This window comes from Bacillus sp. FSL R10-2780 (genome assembly GCF_038006125.1).
GTDB classification, from domain to species: Bacteria; Bacillota; Bacilli; order Bacillales; family Bacillaceae_G; genus Bacillus_A; species Bacillus_A cereus_U.
Genome location: NZ_JBBOUQ010000001.1, coordinates 1,404,023 through 1,427,369, shown reverse-complemented (window position 1 = coordinate 1,427,369; position 23,347 = coordinate 1,404,023). Strand labels below are relative to the sequence as shown.

Here is a 23,347-nt window from a genome sequence, read left to right as displayed (position 1 = left end):
AAGAAAGACCGGAACACATATTCAAAAACGTAATCGTTTTTGAATATTGGCAAGGAAGTTATGGCTTTAGATAGCATTGAATGAGAGCATACAAATCCATGCTTATTACGTAATTTCTATACAACAAATAAAAACCACCCTATTTGAATGGTTCTATGTGTGCTTGTTAAATATGAAAATTCATTAAAGAATATGGAGGTTTATTGAAGTTGGTCGGATTTTCTAATAATAATATTGCGTTAAAAAGCCTAAATTATAATTTTATAAGTTAGGCTTTTATGCTATCTATAAGAAAAAGTTATAGAGACTCATAATATTTTATAATTTAACCTTTTGTATTTAAACAAGTAAAATAAAAGTAACAAGTGCATACATTAAGGAGGTTTTTTGATAGTGATAGAAACTATAACATTTAGGATTGCAACGGCAGATGATTTAGATGAAATTGTAAAAATGCTTGCTGATGATGTTTTAGGAAATAAAAGAGAGCGCTATGAAACACCACTCCCTGATAGTTATATAAGAGCATTTCATGCTATTGATTGTGATCCAAATAACGAGTTGATTGTAGCGTGTGATGGGACGGAGATTGTCGGTATTCAACAAATTACATTTACGCCTTACATTGTACGTCAAGGGGGTTGGAGAGCTACAATTGAGGGTGTACGGACAGCCTCATCAAAACGTGGTAAAGGTATAGGAAGTAAACTTATTAAATGGGCTATTCAACGTGCTAAATTACGGGGATGTCATTTAGTACAGTTAACAACAGATAAAGAACGACAAGAAGCTTTACACTTTTATAAGAAATTAGGTTTTAAAGATTCTCATGAAGGATTAAAACTCTTTCTCTAATGAATATAGCTATTTATATACCAAAAAGACGTATATTGTAAGGTTAATTAACTATAGGCTTCGAAAATTATGGTAACTATCACTGTATTAAATATACAAATTGACACATTGTCTTTCATATAAATTACGTCACTTCAAAAGGTGTACCTTTTGATACGAAAATAAGCAGGTTAATGTTCTCTTATATGAATGAGAATATTAACTTGCTTTTTAGATTTTAGTATAAATTATTTATGGTTTTATTTTATTGCTAGCTTTATAATATAATATACAAATTTATTACCTATTTTTGTAATTTAAGCACCTAATATTAGGAAAAGAGAATATTTTATAATTAATTTACAGCATAAATAAAACATAAATTTTGTCTATGTTTTAAACAATATGTATTTTGGAGGAGGTTAATTTGATTTTTTCAAAACTCATTGATCGATACGCCTTGTATGATTTGCACAAAAAAAGAAGTGTAGAGTTTCAGTATACTTCTCTTTCTAACACCTCACTAGATATAAAGGACATAGAATTTTTTTATAAAGTAAAACCATCTGATATTCATTTTAACATTAAGCATTCAAAACAGGAAAAGGAATACATGGTTGGACAATTCAAATATAAAAGCTCGGTTCAATCTGGTGATTCACGCAACGACTCTGTAACTGGGGAATTATTTTTACATAAAAATGCAGATGCACCTCATGTCATCTTTGTTCATGGTTGGAGAATGGATTCTAACGAACGTGTAAAAAAAATATTTCACGACCATATGACCAACTTGAAGTGGAATATGTATTATTTCACTCTACCCTATCATTTTGAAAGAAAACCCAACCAATCCTTATTCAGTGGAGAGTACATGGTAAGTGCCAATATTGAACGAACTGTACAAGCCACTAGACAAGCGGTAGCTGATTTACGAGCTTTGATTAAATGGATTAAAGCAAATAATAATGGCCCCTTGATTTTAATAGGAATCAGTTTAGGTGGGGTTATTACTAACCTAACAGCTCTTGTTGAATCAGAGATTGATGTATTAGCATCCATTTTCTACGCAAATCGACTTTCTTATTCAATTTGGAAGACAAATCCAGGTAGATTTATTAGAGAAGACTTGGAACACCATGGTGTAACGTATGATGAATTAATAGATTATTGGAAAATCACTGAACCGAGTCAAGCGTTACCAAAAGTAAAAAAAGAAAATATTTTATTAATTTCAGGTAAGCACGATCTATATGTGCACTCTGAGGATACGGACTATTTGTGGGAATCCTGGGAAAGACCTACAAGATATATTTATACATGTGGACATGCCGGGATTGTTCTTAAACGTAAAAAAATTGCAACTGATACTATCAATTTTATTCAGAATCGATTGAACTCCCCTCACTTACCCAAAGATATGCCTTAAAGTGAGAGATTACTAAGTATAGAATCTTATACTTGTAATCTTTCATTTTATACCAAGTTCATTTCATATGGAAAAGGGTTACTCATCATTTTCACCAGTGGCTTATTTTTATGAAAAGAAATTATTGTTGTTTACCCTTCTTATGCAATATTACATATAAAATTCTTTATTTGTTCTGTTATAATTTAAAGAGTAAATTATTCATCCATTAATTTACACTATCCATATCTACAGTTATGGATACCCTAATTACACATAAAAAAGAGAAGAACCTTGGTGAGTTCTTCTCTTTTTTTTATTTTTTTAAGATTACTATCCAAAGTAATTATTGCAATTACTTTAAGCTGGCTTTTGAATTATAAATTCTGATTTTCATACTTCTTCATGAGTCTAGATAAGAAAAAAGAATCTACTCCTTTTCTAGCCAAATAAAAGGAATTTTTTTAAACAGTTATTTTAATTTGTACTGTTCTCCTATATTAATGCCTGCCCATGAGTATTTCCCTGAATTATATATTAAGGAATGAAAATGTATTAATCCTTTCCGAGTATGAATTCGAACAGGTATCCCTTGCAATATGTCATTAAAATAAAACGGATCACCTCTTGGTTCAATTAGAAAACTAAGTGTAAATAACTACAACGACATGAAAACACTTTACTCCTAAATCAACCACTTGTATTACTGGCTGCATGAAACTCCTTCTTGAGAAAGGTTTTAATTTCCGAATATTCTGTTGACTACTAAGACATATCCAATTTACAATTTAATTGTGATGTTTTTTCACAATTAAACTACTTAGAATACACTTCATTTATTCGAAAACAATTACAAATAGAGGTGCTAAAATGAAAACAAGAGTAAATCCAGAGTTATTACAAGGGTTAGAGATGTTTCCAGATCTCGATTTACGCCCGGAAAACTTGCAATCAATCAGAGAAGGAATAGCTCAAATGAGACCACCTACCGTTGTTGATGAATCCCTTTCGTTAACAGATGAAGTCATTGTTGGACCTGATGATAATCCGTTACCATTAAGAATTTATCGTCCAAAATCAAATAATGAACCTTTACCTGTCTTATTATGGATGCATGGTGGTGGTTATATCTTAGGGTCTATAGATGATAACGATGATACTTGTATGAGGTTTGCAAAAGAAGCTGGCTGTGTGGTCGTGTCTGTAGACTACCGCTTAGCACCTGAACACCCTTACCCAGCATCAATTGAGGATTGTTATTCAGCTTTAAAATGGATTGCTGATAATGCAAAGTCATTAAACATTGATTCGAATCGAATTGGGGTTGCAGGAGTAAGTGCTGGCGGTGGACTAACAGCAGCATTATCATTATTAGCCCGAGATCGAAAATATCCTTCAATTTGTTTACAAATGCCACTCTATCCAATGATTGATGACCGAAATAATACACCTTCAGCGAATGAAATTAAAGAAGGATTTGTTTGGAATCAAAAGGCAAATGAAGCTGGTTGGAAAATGTATTTAGGAGAAATGTATGGAACAGATCAAATCCCTGCCTATGCAGCGCCTTCTCGAGCAGAGGATTATAGTGATTTGCCATATACTTACACATTTGTTGGTCAATTAGATCCATTCCGCAGTGAAACATTAACCTATGTAAGCAAACTAGCGCAAGCTGGTGTTGATGTCGAATTTCATTTATATCCAAATGCCTATCACTGGTTTGAAGGATTAAATCCAAATGCCGATGTATCTATTTACGCTGTGAACGAAATGGTACAAGCAGTAAAGACTGGTTTCAAAAGAGTCTCTAAGGTTGAGGCTTAATCCCTTTACAAGAAAAACACTCTTAAATAGTATAGTAGCCGATTCTCATTTAGAATCGGCTACTAATATGTAAAATCCACCTAATATATCAAGGTTGAGAAACAGATATAAGATGTTTAGGCGATGTGTTTATTTCCTCTGCCAACGCCTTAATGCTCATCATGATTTGAAGTATTTCTTCTATTGTTGTCCTCGGGTTGATAGAGCAAAGTCGAATTACTACTTTTTCTTTTAATATAGTCGTACTTAGCATAGCAAATCCTCTTTGATTAATTTCTTCCACCAGTTTTTTGTTTATTTCATGAATTGTATCTGTAGATGTTAGCTCACAAGGAATATAACGAAAAGTAACAATTCCTAACTGGGCAGGTGTTACCACTTCCCAATCTTTTTCTTTCCTTAAAAACTCTTCAACTTGTTCAGCCAACATAATGCCATGATCAATTGCCTCGCGAAAAGCTGTGACTCCAAATACTTTAAAAGAAAGCCATACTTTTAATGCCCTAAATCTACGAGAAAGTTCAATTCCACGCTCCCCAAAATTCACTTTCTCTTCTATATTAGTTTCCGTATCCTTAATATACTCTGGGATCATACGGAACGTATTACTTAAATATTGGCTATTTCGAATAAGTACACAACCAACATCATAAGGCTGAAAAAGCCATTTGTGCGGGTCTAACGTCAAAGAATCGGCACGATGTATTCCGCTTAACAACTCCCTTCCTTTTTCACTGAGAATTGCTGCAGCCCCATAAGCCCCATCCGCGTGCAGCCATATGTCTTCATCATTACAAAGATCAGCCAATTCATCGAGGGAATCAACCGCCCCGCAATTCGTTGTCCCTGCATTAGCGATAACACAGAATGGTTTTTTCCCTTTTAATCGATCTTCTTTTATTTGCTTTTTTAAAGTACTAACTGAAATTCTTAAATCTTCATCTGTTTCAATTCGGCAAATTTGATGATGTTTAAAACCTAATACTTTAAGTGCTCGATCTACAGAAAAATGAGTTTGGTTAGAAAAATACACAACCGCATTTTCTATGTCATTATTCAGCTTGACCTGTCTCGCTACAGTAAGTGCAGTCAAATTAGCCATGGAACCGCCACTGACAAATAGCCCTTCAGCTGAATCAGGGAATCCTAGCATTGATTTTAACCAGTTGATTGTCGTTAATTCAATTTGTTCAGCACCTGCACCTACTATCCAAGCTGTAGGAAATACATTAAACCCACTTGCTAAAAAATCTGCTACTACACCAACATAATTATTAGGACCTGGCACAAAAGCCATAAAATGAGGATGATCCACATGAGTAATTTGATTAAACACATTGTTATTAAGAAAATGAAGTAACTCTTTTGGATTGGATCCGTTTTCTGGAATCGTTTCAATTAGCTTGTCTCTAAAAATATTACTATCAATCGTTTCCGAAACTGGTTTACTTTTTAAATGATTCATATGATCAACAATCAAGTCAACCGCTTGATATCCTAACTGACGCATCTCTTCGGCTGATAACTGCAAGTTTTTCGTCATTTGGTTTACTCCTATTCTATTTAAAAAGGCGAGTTCTTGCCCGCCTTTTCATTTTTTATAATTTGAAATTACCGATCACCTGTATTGGATTTTGAAGAATCATGTTGATTAACTGATGGAAGTGATTCAATATTTCCTGTATTTTCTCCGCTTCGTATAAAGTTTGATCATATCCAAACTTTATTGTAAGTTTTTCTTCAGGGAAGCACATAATTCCATACTTTACATGCGGCTCATCAACAACTTCGTAATCTGCGATGGCAAAATTTCTGTTTTCATTTGAAGAAAAGATAGCTTGGTTAGTTGGATAGTTTTCAAAAACCCAAAGATGATCAGTCAACTGATTTTTTAATTCACTTTGCTTTTGTATATCAACAAATGAATAGTATGCATACTCATTACATTTCAATGTTTCTAGTTGTACTTTTTTCAGGAAGTCCACAAAAGATTGCGTTTCTGTCCATGCTAGTCGGATAGGCAAAACATTTGTGAACAGACCGAACATATTTTCAATTCCTTCTACTTCGGGAGGTCTGACTGATACTAGATTAGGTAATACTACTTCTTTTATTCCGTTGTATTTACCAAGCAATATTCCCCATACAGCTAGTAATGCCGTATTCATAGTTATATTGTTTTTAGTTACAAATATCTGTAACTGATTAGTCAAATCCTTGTCTAATGTTAAATCCATGAATGTGAAGTTTAACCCTTCACTTTGCGTTGGTATTTTCTTTTTAGGAATACTAATTTTTCGATTGTATCCTGATAAATAATCCCGCCAAAAATGACGTGCTTTCTCATGATCTTGTGCTAAAGTCCATTCTATGAATGTTTCAAAAGGTTTTACCATAGGTAACTCCGCCGTAGTTCTCGCATTTATTGTTTCATAGAGCTGGAATAATTCGTCTATCAAAATGCTGACGCTCCAACCATCACATAATAGATGATGGGAACTCCAAACCACCTTATGCTCGTTATTACCTAGTTGGAATATACAGAGACGGGTCATGAGTTCATCATTTTTAAATCCTCGACTTATATTTTCATTCATCCACTGGTCTAGGAATTCTTGCTGTTCTTGTTTCGTCATCTCAATCAAGTTTTTTATCTCTGAAATCATTTGAACATCATGTAGAACAGCTTGCCAAGGTTGTGCTTGTTCATCTTGCACAATTATCGTTCTTAAAGAATCATGACGATCAACTAATTGTTGGAAACACTGAGTAAAGAGATTAATATCCAGCTCCCCCTCAAGTGCCCAAATTGTTTGTTCAAAATATGCATTTGTATCAGGTTCAGTCGCAGCATGCTCATAAATAACTTCTTGGAAAGGTGCCAATGGATAAATTCGTTCTATTTTTATATCCGGCATTTTTTCTTGTATTTTGATAAGTGTATGTTGATTAAGTTGTTTATCTTTAACATTTAGTGATGTAAAATGATTATCATTCATTTTGTTTACATCACTTGATTGTGAATTTGAAAGATGCTCTAGCTTTTTAACAAATTGAGCCATGTCTCCTAATATAGGAAATGAAAATAGATTTTTTGGCTCTAGCTCAAATCCTTGTCTATACAGTCTGACGGAAACTTGAATCGCTTTTATCGAATCTCCACCTAAGGCAAAGAAATGATCATTTACTCCAACCCGATCTACTTTGAGTACTTCTTGCCATACACTAGTTAATATTTTTTCCATTTCAGTTTTTGGAGCAATAAATACTTCATTCTTTTGTTTCTCTGGAGCAGGGAGCGCTTTTCTATCTAATTTCCCGTTTGGAGTCAATGGCAGTTGTTCCAAATAAACAAAATAAGAAGGAATCATGTAATCTGGCAAGTGGTCTCGCAAATGCTTTCGTAGTTCTGTTGTGCTAATATTTTGTTCAGTTACCACATATGCGACTAAAAATTTCATTCCATTCTCATCTGTCTGATCAATCACTACAGCGTGTTCGACTTGTTTGTAAGTGAGAAGACAATGGGAGATTTCTTCTAACTCTACTCGATATCCTTGAATTTTGACTTGATAATCTTGGCGTCCTAAAAATTCAATATATCCCTCAGGGTGCATTTTTCCACAGTCTCCTGTCTTGTATATAAGACCAAAATCAGGATGTGACACAAATGCTTCATTCGTTTTCTGTCTATCATTTAAATATCCTTTAGCAAGTCCCACTCCCCCGATATATAAATCTCCAATTACACCAACAGGGCACATTTTCTTTTCATAGTTCAACACATAATACGCTTGGTTTGCCAAAGGTATCCCGTATGGAATACTCTTCCAATGCGATTCCACCTGTTTGACCGGATAATAAATTGACCAAATCGATGCTTCTGTTGCTCCTCCGAGTGAAACTACTTCCGCAATCGGAAAATGTCTTTTTATTTTTTCTGGTAAAGAAAGTGGAATCCAATCTCCACTATGTAAAACTAAACGCAAGGAAGAATGTTCAAAATGAGAACCTACTTGATCTAATGCCAAATCCATAATTGCAGGTACTGTATTCCAAATTGTAATTCCTCTACGTTCGACGGTACGGATTAATTCTTGCATGTCTCTTGGCTCACGAATCATTACCAACATTGCACCTGTGCTTAACGTTCCGAAAATATCGTATACAGATAAATCAAAACACATAGAAGAAATACCAATAATACGATCATCTTCGTTTACCTGATATTTTTGATTAATATCTTGAATGGTGTTTGCAACCGCTTGGTGAGTAATAATTACTCCTTTCGGTTTTCCTGTACTTCCTGAAGTGTAGATAATATAGGCAAGATCTTCCGGACCAGCAATAGCAGGCATATCTTCTGTTGTATATAATGACAAGTGGTTTTCTTCATAAAGACTAGGTTCTAATAAAAGTTTGCATGAGCTATTTTCTAAAATATATGTTTGGCGATCTGAAGGATGGTCGGGATCAATCGGAACATAAGCGGCACCTGCTTTTAAAATACCTATCATATTAGCAATTGTGTCAACTCGTCTTTGTGCTAAAAGACCAACTTTGTCACCTAGACAAATTCCTTGTTCTTTTAAAAAGTGCGCAACTTGATTGGAGCGCTTATGAAGCTCCGAGTATGTTAAGTAGTCTTGTTCAAAAACTACTGCTACTTCATCCGGTGTACGTTTTACTTGGTCTGTAAATAATTGATATAAAGTAGTCGACGGTATTTTTTCTGTTGTCTCATTGTATTGCTTAATTAAAGCATGGTCTGACTCTTTCATCTGCAAAGATGTTACGTCACTTTGTTTCACTAATTGTTCCAATAAGTCAACAAATTGGTGAAACATCGCTTCTATCACATCAACATCAAATAATTCTTCAACATAGTTCCAGCTAATTAATAACTCTCCATTTTTTTCAATTACCACATTATCCAAATACACTTGTGGAGTCCGAGCATGAATATGGCGAAGTGAACCAAGCTGTTCCCAAGCAAAAGCCCCCGCACCTGCTAGCATCGAGGTGAAAACAATTGGCATAACTGCTTTTGGCGTCATTTGATGATATCGAGTAAAATCTCGAATAAAATTAACTCCATCGTAATGGCGATGTTCGAGGCCATCTAATAAAGTAGATTGCGTTTCTTTTACTCTAGTAAAGAAAGATTGATCTGGATTCACATCAACATCCAACAAGATGAGTGAAGTGAAATCTCCCACAATTTGCTCTACTTCTTCATGAACAGGATAACGGTTAAATACAGTCAAATTAATTGCCAATCGACATTGATTACTCCAATATGCCAACACATCACCATATATTGTACAAAGCAGAGCTGAAGGAGTTACTTCTTTTTCTTGTGCTAACTTTCGTAGCTTTGTCCATATTTCATTGTCCAGGATCTTAGTAAGTGATTGGAACTTAGGAGTAGCAATCTCTGCCGGATCCTTTTTTAACAGCAAAGAAGGCGCAAACGGAAAGTCAGGAAGCTTACTTGTCCAATAATCTTTTGCTGTTTTATATTCTGTGCTTTGTTCCAGTTCATCATAGATAAACATGTAATCTTGAAAATCAAAAGATAGAGGTTCTAACCTTTGCTCTGGTTTATAATAATAATGAAACAAATCCTGTCCAACGATGTTCATGCTTGCTCCGTCCATTAATAAAGCATCGTATCGAAAACATAATAAATACGTGTCTTCTTTTAAAAGAAAGGCTTTTAATTCAAACAAAGGCCATTGCCCTAAAGGAAATACATGATTAGTCATTCGAGAACGTTCTTCTTGTAAGCGAGCATTTTGATTCCTATCATCTAAATCTATGAGATTCACTATTTCAATCTCGTAATCAGGAACGCTTTGTAATATTTGCTGTTCTCCCTCTGGTAAAATTACAGCTCGTAACATCGGATGACGTTGAATTACCTTTTGAAAACTTTTTGAAAGACGATTGATATTCAATTTTGTTTCATATTCAAAATAAGTTTGAGGTGAAATACCACTTAATTCAAACTGTGAATTCCGTCCTAACATGTACGCTGTCTGAACCTCTGTTAAGGGAAATGGCTTAGACAAATCTTTAACATGGGTTGGTCTATTTTCAAAGTTTTTCGTTTTATGCTCTAACTTTACACAAGTACTAAGTTGAGCAATCGTGGGATGCTTAAAAAAATCTGTTGTACTTATTTTTAAGCAGTCTTTTCTTAATAAATTAATTACCTGAAGTGCTTTAATCGATTCTCCTTTTAAAGCAAAAAAATTATCATGAATACCGATTCCCTCAATCTCCATAACTTCTTCCCATGCATGCACCAATTTTTGTTCAATTTCATTGCGCGGGGCAACGTATGGAATTGATACATAATCTGTTTGTGTTATATCTAATAACCTTTTCCTATCTACTTTCCCATTTGGATTCAACGGAATCTCTTCCACCTGAATCATTTTTTCAGGAATCATAAACTCAGGTAATTTATCACTTAAATATTTTCTGATTTCATCAAAAGAGACCTTATTATCCGATACATAGTACGCAGCTAATAATTTCCTATTTCCATATACTTGATCAACAACGATAGCTTGGTTTATTTCTGGATATTCCCTTAACTGGCTTTCGATTTCTCTTAATTCAATCCGATATCCCCGAATTTTCACTTGATGATCCATTCGACCTAGATATTCAAGTTCTCCATTAGGCAACCAACGAACGAGATCACCCGTATGATACATCATTTCTCCTGCCGTAAAAGGACTCGGTACAAACTTTTCATCTGTCAGTTTAGATTTCCCAAGATACCCTCGTGCTACCGCCACGCCACCAATGCAGAGTTCACCCGGAATTCCAAATGGTTTTAATTGACCATACTTATTCAATATATAGGAATGATAATTCGGGTTGGGACTTCCAATCGTAACTTCTTTGGCAGAGCTCAAATCCTTTACTGTTGCACAAATGGTTGTTTCTGTAGGACCATAAATATTTAAAATTGTCGCTTCACTGATGCATCGAATTTTTTCAACCAAATCAATGGAAAATGCTTCTCCTGCTAACAAAATAGATTTTAAATCTTTTAGAAAATTTGCCCCTTCTGGATCACTTAAAATCACTTCCATTCGCGATGGGGTTGATTCCCATAAATCCACCTTATGTACTTTGACCAAATGAGCCAATTCTTTTGTTGCAAACTGGTCCTCTGTAGCAATAACTACTTTCGAACCTTGCGTTAAAGGAAGACATATTTCTAACAAGGAAATATCAAAAGATACACTAGCAAGAAACAAGAACGACTGATTATCTTTTACTTTTTCTCTCATAACGCTTAAAAAATGGACAAGAGATTTCTGTTCCACCATTACCCCTTTTGGATTTCCTGTTGATCCTGATGTGTAAATAACATAAGCCAAATCATTAGGCTCACCTTGTCGAACTAAATTACTTTCTTCACCTTGGAAGAGATGTTCCTCATCAAGATACAGTACTTCACCCGCAAATTGCGGCAATTCTACTTCTGTTCGCTTGCTCAGTAAACATTTTGCTTGACTATCTTGTAACATATATTCAATTCGTTCATTTGGATAGTTAGGATCGATTGGTAAATACGCTGCTCCTGCTTTTAAAATTCCCATCATGCCAATGATCATTTCCAATGACCGATCTACCATAACCCCAATAATACTTTCTTTCGATACACCTTTACTTTGAAGAATAGAAGCTAATTGATTTGCTTTCTTATTCAATTCTCTATATGTCAAAGATTGATCATTACAAACAACAGCAATTTGATCTGGGGTTTTTAACACTTGTTCTTCAAACAAATCTTGAAATGTTTGAGAAAATTCTATGTCCGTCTGATCTTGATTCAATTCTTCTAGCAACTCTTTCTCTTCTTCTGAAATGATACAAATATCTTTCACAGCCAAATTCGAATTTCTTGACACTTGCTTTAAAACATAAAGGTACGAATTTGCAAACTGTTGCAAAGAAGAGAATGAATGAGACTTAAAAGAAATTTGAATTTCAAATTCATTATGTATTTCATTCCATTTTCTTTGTATCCAGATGGCTAAATTATTCTCTGCATATTCTTCTATCGAATTTTTATTATGTAATCCTTCCATCCCAATAACAATTTGAAAAGGAGTTAAATGGTGTTTCGCTAATAATTCAGAAAGTGGATACTCCTGATTGTCATACCCGAATAAAGTCGTTTGTTCAATCTGATTTACTAGTTGTTTAAAGCTGTGATGCGGATGGATTTCACTTCCTAAAGGAATCAATTTATTAAGATTCTCGCTTTGTTCAAGATTCTTTTCAATTACAGGAATACCAATAGTAATCCTTTCTTGATCTGTATAGTGTGCCAAACAAATCCTTAACGCGGCCTGTAACCAGCTAAATAATAACAAATCTTGAGACTTACTTACTTTTTGTATACTTTTACTAAACTCTACATTCATTATGACTTGAACGTGCTCGCAAGGATTTTCTTTATTTAGTTGGTAACCGCTATTAAATACAGAAAAATCGAGAACCTCGGAAGATAATTGCTCCTTCCAAAACGCCTCTACCCCTTTATTCTCATGAATCGAACTTCGATCTTTAATGTGCATTTTTATCTTTATCCCCCTAATATTCATTTCATCTATTCGTTAATTTTCAAGCCAACTTCAATTCCATGGAGAAATACTTGATGGTTATCCAAACTTAAAAAACGCTCAATCTCTTCAAATTTCATATGACCAACCGAACAAACTCCTAAATTTAATGTCTCAGCCACCATATTTAAAGTAGCAGTGATGATGCCTGACTCAATACAAGCAAATAAATATCCATCTGAACCGTATTTCGGGATGGAAGCGTTCGCATTATAGACTAAATAAACTGAAAAGGCAGACTGAGTAAATAAATCCTGGTTAATTAACTCATGATCACTTTTGATTACTTGATCAATATTGTTTACAACCACAAGACTATTTTTTGATGGGTTATAATAATAAAAACCAGCTTTCATACCTTCTATACGTTTTGGTTTTATATAAACAAAGATATCAATAGGGTAGAGTCCGCCTGCACTTGCGTAATGATAGTATATTTTTTCTTCCCCAACCTGTTTTAGAGTTGATGTGAATTGGGAAAATTCTAAAAAACTAATATGTTTTTTCATATCAAATTGGCGACAAGACCTACGCTCCTTGATTATAGTGGGTAGCTCATTTGTTGTTTCAAATTGAATTTCGGTTGACCGCACAGCATGGTGCGTTCGATTCAATTGTTCACTCATATACTTATCTAAATCTTTTTTAGAAAAGCGAATCTGGTTGCTATATGGATTCGGAAAAATCTTTTCTTGTGTGGAAAATACTTCTCTTGGGTGTAATATGTTACTTACTAACACACGATTTTTTATCATAAGCTCTATTGTTTTTTGTGTCTCTTCTACATTTCCTAACGAAAAGCGCTCTACTAGTTCACTAATTTTCACACCTTTTTGAGTTAAAAAATAAAACTCAGGAAACCACTCAGACAGAACGCCTGTAAATCTCGTTTCCCCTATCAAAACTTCATTATGGAACTTCTCCCAATGCTTAATAGGAGACCAGTAATAAATTTGCTCGCTCATATAACCCTCCATAAACGTTTAACTTATTTTTAAAATACAGTTTTCTAATCTACAAAAAATAATTTTTAGATTCTGCCCCTTGTCTCATAGTGATTATAAATACATGTATTTCAACGAGACTTGAGAATAATGAAATAACTTTTTCTTCATTAAAATTTTTTATTTCATTATAAAAAATGATTTTTAATTAGATATTCCACATCCTTTCCCATAGTAATCCTATAAGGTATAAACCATTTAGAACATTAAGAATATTCGTGTATTCCCAATGTGAAATTATTGTAATGGATTGGAAAGCAGATGGATATAGTTATTAAACAAAATAATATTGAGAAAGTTTTATTTGTTATAGCGATAAAATTTTTCTTTAGAAGTTAGTGTAAAAATGTAACATACTATTACATACAAGTGAGTTACTAACATATCGTATTTAAAATAAAGAAAAGACGCCATTTAAGGTGTCTTTTCTTTATTTTAATTCCATATACTTTTACGCCTTTTCTATTTTTTAAACGATTTGTAGGAATTAATACATTCGAACATCTAGCTCGTTAAATGTTCGAATGTATAATAGAAATTATATAAATTAAGAATGTATTTCAGATAATTTTATAAATAAATGCAAAGATATTTCCTCCCCATACTGTTACAATAGCAATAATTTCTTGTTTATTTCCCTTATTAAATTGTAATATAATTACAGTATGTGAAATTATATTACATTAACTTTAAAAGCGAAGTGAAAACAACCTTCACTTCGCTTTTTATATTTGTAATCCTTATTCAATTTGCTCAACTCAGTATATACTTTCACATTATTTGCTTTTATTTAATTGGCTTTTCTGTTTTTAAAACAAATGAATTTAATGCAGGAACCTTGATTTTATTGTCATGGACTACATAAAGTGTTTTACTTCCCGCCTGCTTACCGTCTACTAGTACTTTCCAAGGACCTTTCGATGGAAGCGTTATGTCAACGTCTTCTCTATTTGCATTGTGAACCACCATAAAGTATTCGCTTTTATTCCCATTGCCTTTCCCATCTATTGTATAAGCTACAACATTTTTTGGAGCATCAATAAAAGATACATGCTTTTTAATTTGCTCTGCAGATGTCATTCGAAAAGCTGAGTACTTTTTGCGTAAATCTATTAATCCCTTCATATAATCTACTTCATTATTAAATGCTGCACGGCGTAACCAGTCCATCTGGTTAATTGAATCAGGAGATTTGTAACTGTTATGATCACCATATTTTGTGCGCATAAACTCTTGTCCTGCATGTAAGAATGGAATACCTTGTGATGTTAATAAAATAGAAGAAGACAATTTGTGCATTTGTTTTCGCACTTCTTCACTTTCACCTGGATTAGTTAGCTCAAGTTTATCCCATAATGTATGATTATCATGTGCTTCCACATAAGTTAACACCTGCTCTGGATCTTGATAGGTAGACGAATTTGTATCATAGTCAATACCTGCCGTAATGCCTTTTTTAATACGGTCTTCCATGTTTTGCTTTCCATTTACAAAACCATTTTCTTTCTCCTCAAATACACTGCCTTTCAATCCATCACGTATATTATCGTTAAAATGAGCAATCCCTTTCATTTTCTCCGCATTTTTTTGATTTGCTTTCAATTCATCTGCAAGAGGTGTATTTAAATCCCAGCCTTCTCCATGCAGAATAATAGAAGGATCAATTTGATTAACACCTTTACGTATTTCATTCATCGTTTCATAATCATGAATACCCATTAAATCAAAACGGAATCCATCTAAATTATATTCTTTTGCCCAGTACGTGACGGAATCCACCATAAATTTCCTCATCATTTTTCGTTCTGAAGCGGTATCATTTCCTACACCAGTTCCATTTGCAAGTGTTCCATCTTCATTGTAACGATAATAATAACCTGGAACTAACTTATGAAAATTAGATTCAGCGGCATTATACATATGGTTATATACTACGTCCATTACAACACGAAGATTATTATCATGCAGTGTTTGAATCATTTGCTTTAATTCAGTTATTCGAACAGTTGGCTCATAAGGATTTGTAGAATAGGAGCCCTCTGGGACGTTGAAATTTTTCGGGTCATATCCCCAGTTATATTGTGGTTCATTTAAAGTTTCTTCATTTACTGAAGCATAATCAAATATCGGTAAAAACTGAACGTGAGTAACACCAAGATCTTTCATATGATCAAGTCCTGTTTTTACACCTTCAGGCCCTTTTGTTCCTTTTTCTGTTACACCTAAATATTTTCCTTTTTGCTTAATACCACTTTCAGGTTGAATGGAAAGATCGCGTACATGCAATTCATAAATAATGGCATCTTCCGGATTTTTAAATTTAGGTTTTTTGTTTGCTTTCCATTTTTTCGGATTTGTTTCTTTTAAATCAACGACTACACCTTTATCTCCATTTACGGAAGCAGCACGCACATACGGATCAACCGCTTCAGTCCACTTATCACCAATTTTTACTTTATACGTATAAAAGAGCCCTTTTTGGTTCCCTTTAAGTTCTGCTATCCATGTTCCCTTTTCACCTTGTTGCATGTTTATTTCAGTACCTATTTTATCGCTCCAATTTTTATATGAAACTAACTTCGCTTCACTCGCAGTAGGAGCCCATAAGCGGAACTTTGTATGTTGCGGAGTATATACATTTCCTAAATCATTACCACTATAATAAAATAGATTATCAAATTCTTCGCTACGAATGGCTTTACCGATTTCAATATTCGCATCAGCTAAGGTTGCTATTTTAACTTTGTATGTTTGTTTTAAATCAATTTTCTGTTCCGTAATTATTTTAACCTTATTAGTAATATCTCCACTATTTGTATCATAAGGACTAATCCCCTTAATTTTAACGCCTTCAATTTCAATTTTCTGTTCCTTACTATTAAACGGAATATTAGTATTTATAGTGATTTCATTAAAACTATCAATAGTAGCTTTTTGAATAGAGAGATCAGAAGAAGGCTTAGAATCATATACTTTTTCATCACCCGAAAGGATCCATACTTCAGCACGACCATCCCTTATATTTTCAACCCAGTGATCACCGCCATCTTTTTCCCATTCATTCGTACGAACTATAAATCCTACACGATTATAGTCACCTTCTATTTTCACCTTAGCATATTTTCCAAACTCATCTTCCCCAGTAAAATCATACGATTTACCATTTGAATTCTCGCCCCATACCCAAAGATTCCAGTCTTTTGTATTTCCAGGCTGCTCTTTGTAATGAATGATAACTTCAGTTGTTTTCGAATTTGAAACTGCCTTCACATTCTGAAAAGAAAAAACAGATGATAACATAACGATTATGGCAAGTAATAAAAATGATTTGTTAATTAATCTTTTTGTCATTTGCACCACATACACCCTTTCTTTAAATAGTACGAGCGATTTATTATGCTCGTACTAAATTACACTGCTTAAATTAATGTAGAAATCTCTTTTACTTCACCCCCATATTGACTATTTTCACATATGTATTTCAATGATCTTTTAATACGAAAACGTTTGCATTAATGCTTAAAAAAATAGATTTGTTTTTGCTTTCATATATTTGTAAATACTAAAAGATCAGGGAAATCATTTTAAAGCAATCGTTTGTTATCGCTTTCATTCTATAGCACCTTCTATTAAGAGGTCAATATATTATTAATTTTCTGTTTTTATACACTTTAAACCTTATATATTTTTCGCAACTTATTAAAGATAGACAGCGTGATTATTGCTTAGTAAGTTTATTTTCACTAATGCATTGCTGCGTAATATCCTTAAAATGACATTAGCTGTTTTTTATAATGTATTAATATATGAATAAAAACTATATTTCTAACTTACTTAATTTTTGCTGCATCAAATGCCTTTTGAACTGCTTGAACTTCAGCTGTATTCGCTCCATATTTATTAGTTGCCACTCGAATACATGCAGATTTCAATTCTTTGAAATTAGAAGTCATGTTTAACTCATCTGTATTTGCATAATAGAAAATATCAAACATTTTATCTTCACCAATCCCTTTAACAGTTACTCCGTTATGAGTTCCGCCTTTTGCAATAAGATACGCAATTTTATTAATAATGCTTGAATTAAAATGAACGCCGCCCTGATCCCATCCATTAAAATCGTTAAATTCACTATAATCATCTGGATAAGGTACTCCAAGTGAAGATGGAACGGAAGCTGGGTTTTCCATATCACGGAAAACAGATCCAGTTTGTTCTCCCATTGTCCAGTTAAAGGTTCCATTATTTACGTATTTCTCAATAGATGTTCCCATAATATCAGATAGCGCCTCATTAATCGCACCAGATTCACCGTAATATTCAAGATTAGATTCGCTAGAAGTAACAGCATGTGTAAATTCATGTCCAGCTACGTCATATGCCTTGACAATAGGATCGCCATATACAAGCATACTTCCATTATTAGCACTTAATGCATTTTGCCAATTTTTCGGATCGTTCGTATCTTCAGAATCCCAAGCATGTACAACTGAAACTACCTTTTGTCCCTTATTATCAAAACTATTACGCTTGTATTTATCTTTATAAAAATCAAATACCTTTGTTGCTAAGTAATGAGCACTTACCGCTTTTGGATCATTAAATGTTGTCGAATTGCTAGTTGCTAGTGTACCAGGATAATAGCTTTCTTCTTTAGTAATATCTCTGTAATTTACATCATATGTTTCAATTCCTTGCCCTTTTGTGTAATCAGCAAGTGCATATTTTCCATTACTTTGTTTAGAAATGCCAAATGTACGAGATATACCTAAATCATCTTTTCCTGTTCCAGTTAATGATGTAAGATTGCTTTTTTTACTTTCCTTTAAGGCTCCAACAAGCTTTTCACTTGCTTTTAAGTTGGATTCTTGAACCATATTTTTTAACATATCCCCATTCTGTGCATTTACTAGATATGTTCCAGATACATAGTTTGGTGTTGCTGCCGCAAATGTAACTTGGTATGCATTGTTAGCTTGTCCATTATTTTCATCAACAAAAATAACTTCCTTTACTTCTGGCTCAGAAATATAATTGATATCGCTCCCATACTTCGTATAAATATATTGTTTCGCTACTTCTTCTGATAGATTACTAGGTTTTTTTAAATTTTCTTGGTTTAAATTTTGCGCGCTATCTCCTGAAACACTTTTAATAACACCCTTTTTATCTACATGTGCAGTTAATTGATGCCCATATACTTCTTTCCCCTCATATGTTTGTTGTATACGTACAAGTGTAGTTCCATCATACGAACCACGTTTTTGAAGAACTTTATAATCCACTCCAGTTTCTCCATTTACTTGTTTTGGAGACAAGGCTTGTTCTGTTTTCTCCTTAAGAGCATCTTTCACTACATTCTCTGGTGCCTTTTGTGACGGTTGTGTAAGTTCACCTGTACGGAACGAATCCTCTTGAATTTGAACTTGTAGTTGATCGGTTTCCTCTGCATGACCTACTCCATATGGTACTACAGCTGTTAAAGCTAAGCCTGTTGTTAACGCTACCTTAGTTAATGTCTTTGTGTTTTTCATTTTTTCACCTCGTATAATTTTTGAAATAGAAAGCTTGTACAAAGTATACTGTCTATTTATGTCGAAAAAAGAGAAAATACAAAATATATGTAATATTATGCAAATTACATATATTTGGCGATGATATAAATAAAGAACGACACATATATGTATATTAATTTCAATAAAAAATGAGCCCTTTTAGGCGCTCATCCAATTGGTTAGTTGTTAATTATCTATATTCATTCTAATCAAAGTACACTTACATCTAAATAACAACATAAAAACCCACTCTTTACTATTTTAAGAGTAGTAGATAAATACTTTAGTGAGGCAACGCATATACAAGTTAGATTTTTCAATATAATTTTGTTATTTATGTCTATAGCTGCATGGATTGTAACGTTTTGAGACTGCTGAAGTCTTATATGAGTTTCAGGCTTTTTTATCTTGTCAAAAATATCTTTTAAAGATAAATTTGTCTCCCCATTTAAATATAGAAAAGGACATATCTATTGCATGTTATTAACTTAAGGTATGTTCTTTTAAAGCATATTATAAATATACATAGTGAGAAATGAAACAATAATTATTCAAATGAAAAACCCCCTGAATTTTTAAAGCAATCCAGGGGATTTTTTACCGATGATTCTCTATATTTCCATACCGATCACAAACTTTTTTAGGATAATGGTATGTCCAAGTTTAATAGTTTTTTGCACGAGAGCCATCTTTTTTATATTTATTTAATTATCCTACTAAGTTTTTTGTAAAATTCACCTTTTCTTTTTACATGATTAAACTGATTTGGATTAATATTAGCTTTTTGTGAGAGTGCTACAATCTCTTCTTTTGTAATTGAATCTTTAGTATTTATAGATGCTATATTTGTATATTTTCCATCTTCTGTTTTTGGGATTTCTAAAATCCCTTTATTTACAAGATCAACTACAGCCTTATGCTCGGAAGAATGTGTATCTACACCAGTAATTTTCCAATTATGCATAACTTTTGGCGTGTATACACCGTTCTTTACCTCTTTTAAATATGTAATAGCAAGGTTACGAATGGTTCCGCCTGTTTCTCCGAATGCATTCTCTTGTTTAGATGACCAAGTTTGTTCAAATTTACGTCCCTCTAAAGCTCCCCCTTTTGCCTGAAGAGCCTCCATTCTATACGCATTCATTCCTAGCGTCATAACATCGCTCATTTTGATTGGTTTATTTGTACGAATAGAGCGTAAATTTGTAATTCTATTTCCATATGGTTTTGTTAAGTCAATTTCGTATTTTACGCCTCCAAAGAAATCGTTCGTACTGTATTTAGACGCACGACGGTTTTTATCAAAACTAACTGTTACATCTCCGGCACGAGATGAGTTAAAATATCCTGCTGCCCATTCCATATAGTCTTTTAAATCTTTTCCAGTTATCTTATATACTGTAATTTCTCCCAAAGCATATTGATAATTATACGCAATATCTTTCTTCTTTATAGGACCAATATCCAAACGGGCATAATCATTATCAATTTGATGGGCTACTACATCCGCTTTACTGTAATAGAGCATGACTTCATGAAAGAAATCTGATAAAGGTGTCTCTTGAATCTGCACACTTGGAATACCCTTTATTTCATTTTCAGGAACAAGGTTTCTACCCTTTAATTGAGCGACTACAACATTTGCATCTCCTCTCGCATACTCATGAAAAGGTGTTAGTGTTTCTTCAAGTGTAGAATCAGATAATACTGTTGTTCCATCAGCATTTTTTACAGGTATAGCGGTAGCAGTTTTATCTTTTAAAACAAGCTTTCCATCTTGCTTTGTAAAAGTAAGGTCAATACGTGAAATATGCGTTCCATATTTATCTGGTTCTGTAATAATTACGCCATTTACAACTTCTTTTTTTACAAGTTTATGCATATGAGCCGCAAAAATAGCGCTTAGTTCCGGACAAGCATTCGCAATATCTTGAACACCAGTACCTGGGATTCCATTCTCATTTTCTAGTCCCATATGCATAACCCCTACCATTACGTCTACTTTACCTTCTAATTCTTTAATTGCCTTTTTTGTCTCTTCTACTGGATTTTTCACTACTAAACCATCCAAATGATCTGTCCCTTTTTCAAAATCACTAATCATTGGTGTATTCATGCCAATAATCCCGACTTTAATTCCACCTTTTTCAACAATCGTATATGCAGGAAGAAAACGCTCTCCATTTTCCTTATAAATATTTCCTGCTAACGTCTTTCCCTTATATTGCTCACTAACTTTTTTCAATGTATCTAATCCAAAGTTGAATTCATGATTTCCAAATGCCCAGGCGTCATATCCCATTGTATTCATCGCTACCATCATTGGCGATTGTGGCTTATCGTTGAATAATTCTACTGAGTTTCCTTGAATTGTATCCCCGGCATCTACTAATATGGTATTTGGATTTTCTTGACGTACCTTCTTTATAACCGTATAAAGCTGAGTCAAACTTCCACTCATATTTGCTCCATCAAGCGCATAATCCCAAGGCATAAATCTACCATGAATATCTGCAGTACCTAACAATGTAATATTAACATCAGATTCCTCAGCCTTAGAAATAGCTGGTTTGACTGTTACTGCTGTTACAAGAAGCATAAGAATAATAAAATAGCATACATAGTTCTTCCATTTCATTTTTTGCATAATAACAATATTTCTCCCCTTTTTGTACTGTCATAAAGTTGCTTGAACTTTAAAAATGTAACTTATTATTCGGAAAAATTCAACTGCAAAAATAAAGAGAATAAAATGCATATATCCCCTAACAGAATTGTATTTTATCGTTTTCTGACAAAATACTTCTTCCTCAAACGTGTGAAGAGTGCTAAACCAACGGTAGATGTATATGTACTTCCAAAAATAATAACCCCGCTCTCCACTTAAGACGGGGTTACACTTATACAGCATATCGGATTCAGCATTTTTTCGAATGTTCGTTTCCTCTTCAAGAGTAAAATCTGCTAGTTTCGTATTTTCTTCTGATTATTGGTTGCTTTCAACTAAATTCATCATAATTTTAATCAGGACTTCTATTTTATCACTCGAAACCTTGATGCTATCCCAAATCGCTTAAAAAATAGACAATGATTTTTACTTTTCAACTTCACAAAGCAATTTTATCTCTTTGATTTGTTCTATATGACGCTGTTCATGCAAATAGATCAGTTCTATCCACTGATCAAGAAGTAATTCTCCAAGAGCTGGATGCGTCACTGATTTTTTCGCTAATATAGATTCATCTTCTATTGTACTCAGGAAACGCATCAATTCTTTTCTAGAGTCGTTTAACAAATCAACCATTTGCTGCACTTCAAATGGTTCTATACTTGGTTCAATCATTTCTGGGGCTATAAATTTTATCGATCTATCTAATAAAATAGTGTGAATTTCTTTACGCTCATTTAAGATACTATCCATCTTTTTTAATCCCGATGAAATAACTGTTATAACTCTCTCATCTAATAAAACTAAGTGATGACAAACTTGTGCTATACTCCATTTGTCCTTATCTGGTTTCCTATTAAATTGAGCATCACTTAACAAAGTAATTTCCTCAAATAATTGATTTCTAGTTTCATAAAACTTGTCATTTACAAATGTATTCATGTGAATTCTCCTTTCATTAGAACCTACATACTTAGATTCCTACGCTAGAAATATTCTCTATGGAAAAAAGATTTTCCTTCACTATTATTCCCATCCAATCTTTTCTTTAGTAGTTTCTCTAATTCACGACGAAAAATATGAGTTTTCTCAATATCCTTGAGGTTTACATGTACTACAGCTACACCATAATGCTTTCCACGGAATTCTTTCAATACAACTGCATAAAACGTTCCTAATTATCAATCTAGCATTAAATAAATGTTAAAAATCAGCCTATTTATTCATTTTTCATGCGTATGTATGTACATTTGTTAATTTATTCGATATATTATGGGTATTGAATGATTACGAAAAGTTAATAGGTCGCTCGTATAACACCTTATATTTTTATATCCGTGAAAACTACAAAATGTATGAAATTCCATTTGTCAAATGAATTTAATGCGGAAGGAGGT

Annotated in this window: 10 protein-coding genes; 3 read left to right on the top strand and 7 right to left on the bottom strand. The window is 33.4% G+C overall.

All coding sequences use genetic code 11. From position 1 onward, the window contains the following. Positions 1 to 393: 393 nt before the first annotated feature. From NSQ47_RS07370 to NSQ47_RS07360, 3 genes are all read left to right on the top strand, one after another. Entirely contained in the window at positions 394 to 855 is a 462-nt protein-coding gene (locus tag NSQ47_RS07370) for a GNAT family N-acetyltransferase (RefSeq protein ID WP_002013294.1), read from the top strand. Between the two features lie 406 nt (positions 856 to 1,261). Next, the gene (locus tag NSQ47_RS07365) at positions 1,262 to 2,263 is read left to right on the top strand and encodes an alpha/beta hydrolase (protein ID WP_340823994.1); all 1,002 of its coding nucleotides are present in this window, start codon (positions 1,262 to 1,264) and stop codon (positions 2,261 to 2,263) included. An 849-nt stretch (positions 2,264 to 3,112) separates the two neighbouring features. Beyond that, a complete protein-coding gene (locus tag NSQ47_RS07360) occupies positions 3,113 to 4,069 on the top strand; it encodes an alpha/beta hydrolase (protein ID WP_340823992.1) in 957 nt (318 codons plus the stop codon). A gap of 88 nt (positions 4,070 to 4,157) precedes the next feature. Here the strand turns inward: NSQ47_RS07360 and NSQ47_RS07355 are convergent, their stop codons facing one another. From NSQ47_RS07355 to NSQ47_RS07325, 7 genes are all read right to left on the bottom strand, one after another. Then, positions 4,158 to 5,612, bottom strand: coding sequence for a pyridoxal phosphate-dependent decarboxylase family protein (locus NSQ47_RS07355; protein ID WP_002161664.1), 1,455 nt, complete (start codon positions 5,610 to 5,612; stop codon positions 4,158 to 4,160). A gap of 55 nt (positions 5,613 to 5,667) precedes the next feature. Next, positions 5,668 to 12,678 carry an amino acid adenylation domain-containing protein gene (locus NSQ47_RS07350; protein WP_340823989.1) on the bottom strand — a complete coding sequence of 2,337 codons (7,011 nt, stop codon included), beginning with the start codon at positions 12,676 to 12,678 and terminating at the stop codon, positions 5,668 to 5,670. A 32-nt stretch (positions 12,679 to 12,710) separates the two neighbouring features. Beyond that, positions 12,711 to 13,688, bottom strand: coding sequence for a SagB/ThcOx family dehydrogenase (locus tag NSQ47_RS07345; protein ID WP_340823987.1), 978 nt, complete (start codon positions 13,686 to 13,688; stop codon positions 12,711 to 12,713). Positions 13,689 to 14,513: 825 nt separating this feature from the next. After that, positions 14,514 to 17,084 (bottom strand): type I pullulanase, encoded by a 2,571-nt coding sequence (gene pulA / locus NSQ47_RS07340; RefSeq protein ID WP_341036480.1) that lies wholly within the window; start codon positions 17,082 to 17,084, stop codon positions 14,514 to 14,516. 473 nt (positions 17,085 to 17,557) lie between these two features. Continuing rightward, positions 17,558 to 19,261 carry a M4 family metallopeptidase gene (locus NSQ47_RS07335; protein WP_341036478.1) on the bottom strand — a complete coding sequence of 568 codons (1,704 nt, stop codon included), beginning with the start codon at positions 19,259 to 19,261 and terminating at the stop codon, positions 17,558 to 17,560. A gap of 721 nt (positions 19,262 to 19,982) precedes the next feature. Then, positions 19,983 to 21,929, bottom strand: coding sequence for a bifunctional metallophosphatase/5'-nucleotidase (locus NSQ47_RS07330; protein WP_002200394.1), 1,947 nt, complete (start codon positions 21,927 to 21,929; stop codon positions 19,983 to 19,985). Between the two features lie 447 nt (positions 21,930 to 22,376). Next, entirely contained in the window at positions 22,377 to 22,892 is a 516-nt protein-coding gene (locus tag NSQ47_RS07325; RefSeq protein ID WP_088078604.1) for a DinB family protein, read from the bottom strand. Positions 22,893 to 23,347: the final 455 nt, after the last annotated feature.